The sequence below is a fragment of the Oceanispirochaeta sp. genome (assembly GCF_027859075.1).
Classification (GTDB): Bacteria; Spirochaetota; Spirochaetia; order DSM-2461; family DSM-2461; genus Oceanispirochaeta.
This window is the reverse complement of the sequence record NZ_JAQIBL010000320.1, coordinates 1-6,597: the sequence shown is the minus strand read 5'-3', so window position 1 is coordinate 6,597 and position 6,597 is coordinate 1. Positions and strand designations below refer to the sequence as shown.

General features: G+C 48.3%; 6 protein-coding genes. 2 read left to right on the top strand and 4 right to left on the bottom strand.

Annotated features, from left to right (window positions below):
• Positions 1 to 1,752 (top strand): bifunctional homocysteine S-methyltransferase/methylenetetrahydrofolate reductase (locus tag PF479_RS18275; protein ID WP_298009762.1); only part of this gene is annotated, 1,752 nt, incomplete at its 5' end.
• A complete protein-coding gene (locus tag PF479_RS18270) occupies positions 1,749 to 2,717 on the top strand; it encodes a ribose-phosphate pyrophosphokinase (protein ID WP_298009759.1) in 969 nt (322 codons plus the stop codon). The genes PF479_RS18275 and PF479_RS18270, both read left to right, overlap by 4 nt.
• A 12-nt stretch (positions 2,718 to 2,729) precedes the next feature.
• Here the strand turns inward: PF479_RS18270 and PF479_RS18265 are convergent, their stop codons facing one another.
• The 4 genes from PF479_RS18265 to PF479_RS18250 all read right to left on the bottom strand — a co-directional run.
• Positions 2,730 to 3,416 carry a methyl-accepting chemotaxis protein gene (locus PF479_RS18265; RefSeq protein WP_298009756.1) on the bottom strand — a complete coding sequence of 229 codons (687 nt, stop codon included), beginning with the start codon at positions 3,414 to 3,416 and terminating at the stop codon, positions 2,730 to 2,732.
• An 81-nt stretch (positions 3,417 to 3,497) separates the two neighbouring features.
• A complete protein-coding gene (locus PF479_RS18260; RefSeq protein WP_298009754.1) occupies positions 3,498 to 4,826 on the bottom strand; it encodes a HAMP domain-containing protein in 1,329 nt (442 codons plus the stop codon).
• Positions 4,827 to 4,880: 54 nt separating this feature from the next.
• Positions 4,881 to 5,195 (bottom strand): molybdopterin dinucleotide binding domain-containing protein, encoded by a 315-nt coding sequence (locus PF479_RS18255; RefSeq protein ID WP_298009752.1) that lies wholly within the window; start codon positions 5,193 to 5,195, stop codon positions 4,881 to 4,883.
• A gap of 21 nt (positions 5,196 to 5,216) precedes the next feature.
• On the bottom strand, positions 5,217 to 6,597 hold a 1,381-nt coding region (locus PF479_RS18250; protein ID WP_298009749.1), incomplete at its 5' end, for a molybdopterin-dependent oxidoreductase.

Here is a 6,597-nt window from a genome sequence, read left to right as displayed (position 1 = left end):
CTGAACCGCTGTTATGATGAACTGAACCTGACCAATCCTGAAATTGTAGAAGAGGTTCACAAGGCCTATAGCGATGCAGGTGCGGATGTCCTGGAAACAAATACATTTGGTGCCAACCGTATCAAGCTCACCGAGCATGGACTGGGAGACAAGGTCAAAGAAATTAACCTGACCGCAGTCAAACTGGTTAGGAAATATATCTCAGAAGGTCAGTATGTGGCCGGATCCATGGGGCCCTGCCTGAAATCAGGACAGAGACTGGGCGAGAACAGGCGAGAGGAACTGAGGGAGGTGTTCAGTGAACAGGCTCAGGCTCTGAAAGAGGGAGGAGTCGACCTCATCCTTCTCGAAACCTTCAGCCACAGCGAAGAGCTGATCCTGGCGGCCGATGCGGTAGCGTCAACAGGATTGCCCGTCTGCGGCTGTTTTACTCTTACAGAAGAGGGATACACTCCGGGAGGAGAAAGCCTGGAAGTCCTGATGCAGAAGCTGAATGCCTGCGAGGCTCTGGACATTCTGGGACTGAACTGTGGAACCGGTCCATCCCATACCTATAACTGGGTCGAAAAAGCCCTGCCTCTGACGGAGAAACCATTGATAACCATGCCGAATGCGGGGTTCCCCAAGGAGCAGGACGGCCGGATGGTCTATCTGACAAACCCTGAATATTTTGCCAGTTATGCACAGAAATTTATCGAGTTGGGAGTCAGGGGAATCGGCGGATGCTGCGGTACGACTCCGGATCATATTCTCAAGGCCTCCAGAACGGTCAAGGCCACATCCCAGGTGAAACAGCATGTTGAAATCAAGGCGGTAGACAGGAAAACGTCTGAAGTCATCCCTGTCCCTCAGGAACAGAAATCAAGACTGGCCTGCCTGCTCAAACAGGGAAAGATGGTGACCTCCGTGGAGATAACCCCCCCCCGCAGCACCGACCTGACCACCTTTATCAGCAAAGCAAAAGCCTGCGCCTACCATGGTGTAGATGCCATCAACATTCCCGACGGTCCCCGGGCCAGCGCCAGGGTTTCACCCATGATTGCCGCCTCGGTCATCCAGAAAGAAGCAGGGATTGAAGCCGTCCTTCACTACACCTGCCGTGACCGGAACCTCCTGGGTATGCAGTCAGATATTCTGGGATCAGTGGCGGCTGGAGTGAATAACTTTCTGGTGATAACCGGAGACCCCCCCAAGTCGGGAGATTACCCCGAAGTCACAGGCGTCTTTGATGTGGATGCCATCGGTCTGACCCAGGTGATCCATAACCTCAATTACGGCCGTGATTTTGGTGGGAACCCGATATCTCCTCCCACCGGCATTTTTACCGGAGTGGGAGCGAACCCCTGTGCGGTCTCTCCCGAACTGGAAATGGATCGTTACAGAAGAAAGCTTGAGGCGGGAGCCGAGTTTGCCATTACCCAGCCCGTCTTTGATCCCGATGCCCTTTTAAAATTCCTGGACGAGGCTTCCGCCTTTGGAAACATTCCTATCATTGCCGGAGTCTGGCCTCTTGTGAGTTTCAAGAATGCCGAGTTTATGCGCAATGAAGTTCCCGGAGTAGAAGTTCCCGATGAGGTGATGGAAAGAATGAGCCGCTGTCAGACCCGGGAAGAAGGAATTGCAGAGGGCATCCGGATTGCCTCTGAAATTTGTCGTACCATTGAATCCTATGTTCAGGGATTTCAGGTCAGTTCTCCCTTCGGAAGGGTGGAACTGGCTCTGAAAGTGCTGGGGATGGATACAACATTATGAAAGAAGAACTAAAAATTTTCTGTGCCGGATCAAATCCGGATCTAACAACTTCTATAGCGGAAGTTCTGGGCCTGGAGCTCAATTCCCTGAAGATTGCCCGCTTTTCAAATGATAACATCACCGTACAGATTCAGGAGAATGTACGGGAGAGGGATGTTTTTGTAGTTCAGTCACTCACAACTCCTGTGAGCGAACAGATCATGAAAATGCTCATTACTCTGGATGCTCTGCGCAGTGCTTCGGCAAAAAGAATTACAGCGGTGATTCCATACTACTCCTATGCCCGTTCTGATAAAAAGGACGCTCCCCGGATATCCATTACAGCCCGGCTGATTGCCGACCTTCTTAAAACTGCCGGGGCCGACAGAGTTCTAACCATGGATCTTCACTCGCCCCAGGTCCACGGATTTTTCAGTATGCCCGTTGACCATCTGACAGCCACGGCACTTATAGCAGACTACTTTAAAAACAAGCCAGGCAGAGAAAAAATGATTGTCGTTGCGACCGATGCCGGCGGGGCTAAAAGGGCGGGTCGATTGGCAGAACACCTGGACGTACCCATAGCTATTGTGGACAAGAGACGAATCAGTGATACAGAAGTAGCCCAGGGTGAAATGGTCGGAAATGTGCGGGGAAAAGTCTGCATTATATTTGATGATGAAATAGCTACGGGTTCCACCATCCTGGAAACCATGAAAACCTTAAAAGAAGCCGGAGCAGGAAAAATTTATGTCAGCGCTGTTCATGGTGTGCTCTGCGGTGATGCGGTTCCACGGCTTCAAGAATCAGGGATGGAAGAGCTTGTTGTGACCAATACGGTTCACATTGCCGAAGAAAAGAAAATGAACAACATGACGGTGCTCTCGGTGGCACCCCTTCTGGCAGAGGCCATCAGAAGGATTCATACCGGAGAGAGCATCGGAGAAATGTTTCCGCAAGAATTGGGAATGAAACCTCAATCATGATAATTTTGAAAATCAACTGGTAATAAACTGACTGAACTTCTTTGAGAGATCCTTTGTAATTTCATCCAGACTATCACCAATGTCCTGCAACTTCTTCATGGCATCAACCACCTCGGAAGCTTTGCTATAGATTTCCAGGATAGCCGTATCCACGGCCCCGGATTTTGCCTTGATGCTCAGCAGGGATGAATTGGTAGATTCAATGCCTTTATGGATCTCTGAAGAGCCGTAACGGACTTCATTCGTCACGTTGTTGATCTCTTCTGTAGATTCCATGATCTGTCTTCCCCCTATGGTGAGTTCCGAGACAGAGTCCTCTATTTCATGAAAAGCATTCACCGTAGATTCAACCTCCTCAGAGATGGAATCAAAGATTCTCAGTGTACTGCCGACACTCACCGATGTATTGTTTACTCCTGTTGTAATCTCCTTGATAAGAGTGGTGATATTCCCTGAGGATTTTCCGGAAGTTTCGGCCAGCTTTCTAATTTCATCGGCTACAACAGCAAAACCTTTTCCCGAATCTCCCGCATGAGCCGCTTCGATGGCGGCATTCATGGATAGAAGGTTTGTCTGAGCTGCAATGTTTTTGATGGTCGCTGCCATTTCCTGAATTTGTGAAATTTTCTCCGCGACAACAGCAAATTCTCTGGATGTCAAATCGATCTGCTTTTTTCCTTCTTCCGCAATTCTTTTCAAATCTCCAGTGGATTCTTTTTTAGCAGTTGTGATATTTCCGACATTGTTCAGGGAAGCAATCATCTGGGTAATAGCAGCGGTCTACTCTTCCACCATGGAAGCCTGAGAAGAGATCATATTATCAAAGGAGCTTGTATTGGATGTAATTTCTTCCATGGCAGTCGCACTTTCACTGATATTTTCATCCATCTGCTGCAGCTGATTTCTGACAGAATCAATATTTTTATTGATCTCTTCTGTTGAGGATGCGGTCGTTTTCGTACTGGAACCTAAGTTGATATTAATATTCTGTGTCTGGCTGACAGCCACTTGAATCCCCATGATAAGAGACTGCAGGTTTTCAATAAATGCATTGAAATTCTGAGCCACGTCTCCGACTTCATCCCGGCTGGTAATTTCAAGACGCCGGGTGAGATCCGCATCCCCGCTGGAAATTTCCCGGAGGGAATGGCTGACTTTGCGCAAAGGAGCAAAGATACGGCTGACAATGACAAACATGGTCCCGGAAAGAATCAACAGGGCAAGAAATGAACTGAAAATGAGTGAAAATAGAATAGGCCTCAACCTCCCGGTGTAGATTCCAGTTGGAATGGCCGTGACTACAATTGTTTCACCAGCTGCTGCAAAACACGTAAACACTTCTTCGCCTTCATATTTATAAGTAAATTGCCCGTTTTTCTCGGCAATAATCCTTTGAACGAAGTCAAATTCAGACATATCCACTCCAATTCTATCAGGTATGGAATGATTGATAATAGCCTTGGTTTCAAGGGAGAGAATATAAGCGAATCCCCCCTCTTCATAGGGGTATTGCTCCATAATATTTTGATTACTGGAAGACTCCAGCAAATTTTGAAGTTCTTTCGGTGTCACTCCAATCTGAACCAGCCCTGTACCGCTGGGCAGAGGCACTCCGATATATTGAAACAGAACTCCGTCAACAGCTCTTATCTGAGGATTCTGTGCTAGTTTAGCCTTAGGATTGGTCAGCATCCTTAAAAATGGTTTGGTCTGCTCATTGGTACTGAAATCAAAACCGAAAAAGTCCGGGACTGATCCGGCAAAAAGGATACCCCGACTGTCTACGACATGGATTTCATCAATACCGATTGAAGCAGCCATCTCCTGCATTGTTTTCGTTGACAGCAGATCAGGATTTTTATCTACGGCATAGGCAATACTCCGAGCGATTCTCAGAAAATTATTATTCAAAGCATTTTTAAGTTTTTCAGTATCCTCTTCCACCGTATCTATCTGTTGGAGAAGATCTTCCACAGTTGATTGAGCCGTAACCTGCATCACACTCTTAATTTCACGGGAGATATTCGTATAACCTATAAAAGAAATGACACTGACAGCCAACACAAGCATAATGGCAACGGGAATTATTATTTTAAAAGTAATTTTCATCTCAGCTCCTAAAATTTAAATATAATCTAAGTCGCTTTAGAAAGATAAAAAATTCTAATAATTTTCATTGAAGAGAGAAACTTGAACAAAGACTGTATGGGTTCGTGAAGACAAGCTGGGCAATGTGGGTTCTGTCGAGCTCAACACATTCACCGACCCGCCGGTATCCAGGACTCCGGCATCACTCCGGAGTAATTCAGGCCAGAGTCCTTCATTCAGTGAAACCGTACCGGGAATAATCCCTTCTGTGATACGCACAGTTCGTTTTATACTTCCCTGAAGACTGCTCAGAATCACAAGGGAATCAGTACGAATACCGCGGCTTGCCGCATCATCGGGATGGATCCAGAGCCCCAGATCTTCCTCCATTCTGAACCCGGGGATATTGGCTTATTGGGAGTTTATTCCCTGAAGAGGATGGGGGGTGATCAAAGACAGCGGGTATGCCGGATCATCAGGGTGTACTCCCCGGTAGTGCGGATAGGCGGGGAATCCCAGATCCTCATAAGCATGGGGCGAAATCTCAATTTTACCGGAAGGAGTCTGCAAAGCATGTTTTGAGGGATCTGAAATGAAATCAGAAAAAGCATTTCGTTCCTGCTCCTGCCCCATATACAAACCCTCCTTTTTGAAAGCGGCAACATCAGGGATATCGGAATCCTGTAAAAAAAAATCGATCCAGTCTGAACTCGATTTTCCTTCCGTATAGTCTGAGGCGAAGCCGAGACGGCCGGCCAGAGCTGAAAAGATGGCGTAATCTGTGAGTACACCCGGAGGTGGTTCTACAGCTTTTGCCGAGTAAAGGAGAAAATTACCCGCGGGGCTCACAATATCCTCTCTTTCCAGAAAAGAAGCCACCGGAAAAACAATATCGCAGAGGGCCATGGTGGGAGTCAGAAATAAATCATGCCCGATGATCAAATCGAGTCTTTGAAAAGCCCTGATGTTTTTTTGAATATCACTCCCCTGAGCCAGCAGATTGCTTCCTGTGATGTAGGCGCCTTTGAGAGATCTGCCCCTGGAGTTCCCACTCAGAATAGTATCAGGCCATTCATATACAGGGATAGAGGGATCACTGTGGGGAGGAACGGGAAAAGCCCCGCACCGGGGACCCTGTATTTTCCCCCAGAAGAGACCTCCCGAACTTCCGCCGGGAACCCCGATATTGCCTGTTGCCAGCTGGAGTGCCACGGGCATTCGGGCGGCTTCCTCACCGGCAATGGCCCGTTGCAGAGAAAGCCCCGGCAGGAGGGCCGCAGCTTTCGTCCGGCCGTAAAGATCCGCCAGCTTTTCAATATCTTCCTCAGGAATACCGCAGATCTCTGAGGCCCACTCCGGACTCTTGGGAATGCCGTCGGACGCCCCCATAACATAGGCCTTGAGCTGTGCGAATCCTGTACTGTAAGTCTCAATAAAAACATGATTCTGGAGGTCATTCCGAATCAGAAAGAACAGAATCGCCGCCATCAGAGCCACATCACTTCCCGGTTTGATGGGAATCCACCAGCTGCTCATGGTGTCTACGGTTCGTGTCCTCCGGGGATCAATAACCACCACAGGAACACCCCGTTTTCTGGCTTCCAGAATGCGGGGAGACATTTCACATCCCATACGGGTATCAAATGCATTGTACCCCCAGAGGATGATCAACATGGAATGCCGCAGATTGCCCGCATCCATTCCACTCATCTTAGTCCCGAACAGATAGGGCATGACAAAGGAGGCCGCCCCGTTGCTGTAGCTCCCTTTCGTGCGGGTAGCCCCTCCCCAG

Coding starts and splice junctions, on each gene's coding strand:
- PF479_RS18270 (WP_298009759.1), top strand. CDS start 1,749: ATGAAAGAAGAACTAAAAATTTTCTGTGCCGGATCAAATCCGGATCTA.
- PF479_RS18260 (WP_298009754.1), bottom strand. CDS start 4,826: ATGAAAATTACTTTTAAAATAATAATTCCCGTTGCCATTATGCTTGTG.
- PF479_RS18255 (WP_298009752.1), bottom strand. CDS start 5,195: ATGGAGGAAGATCTGGGGCTCTGGATCCATCCCGATGATGCGGCAAGC.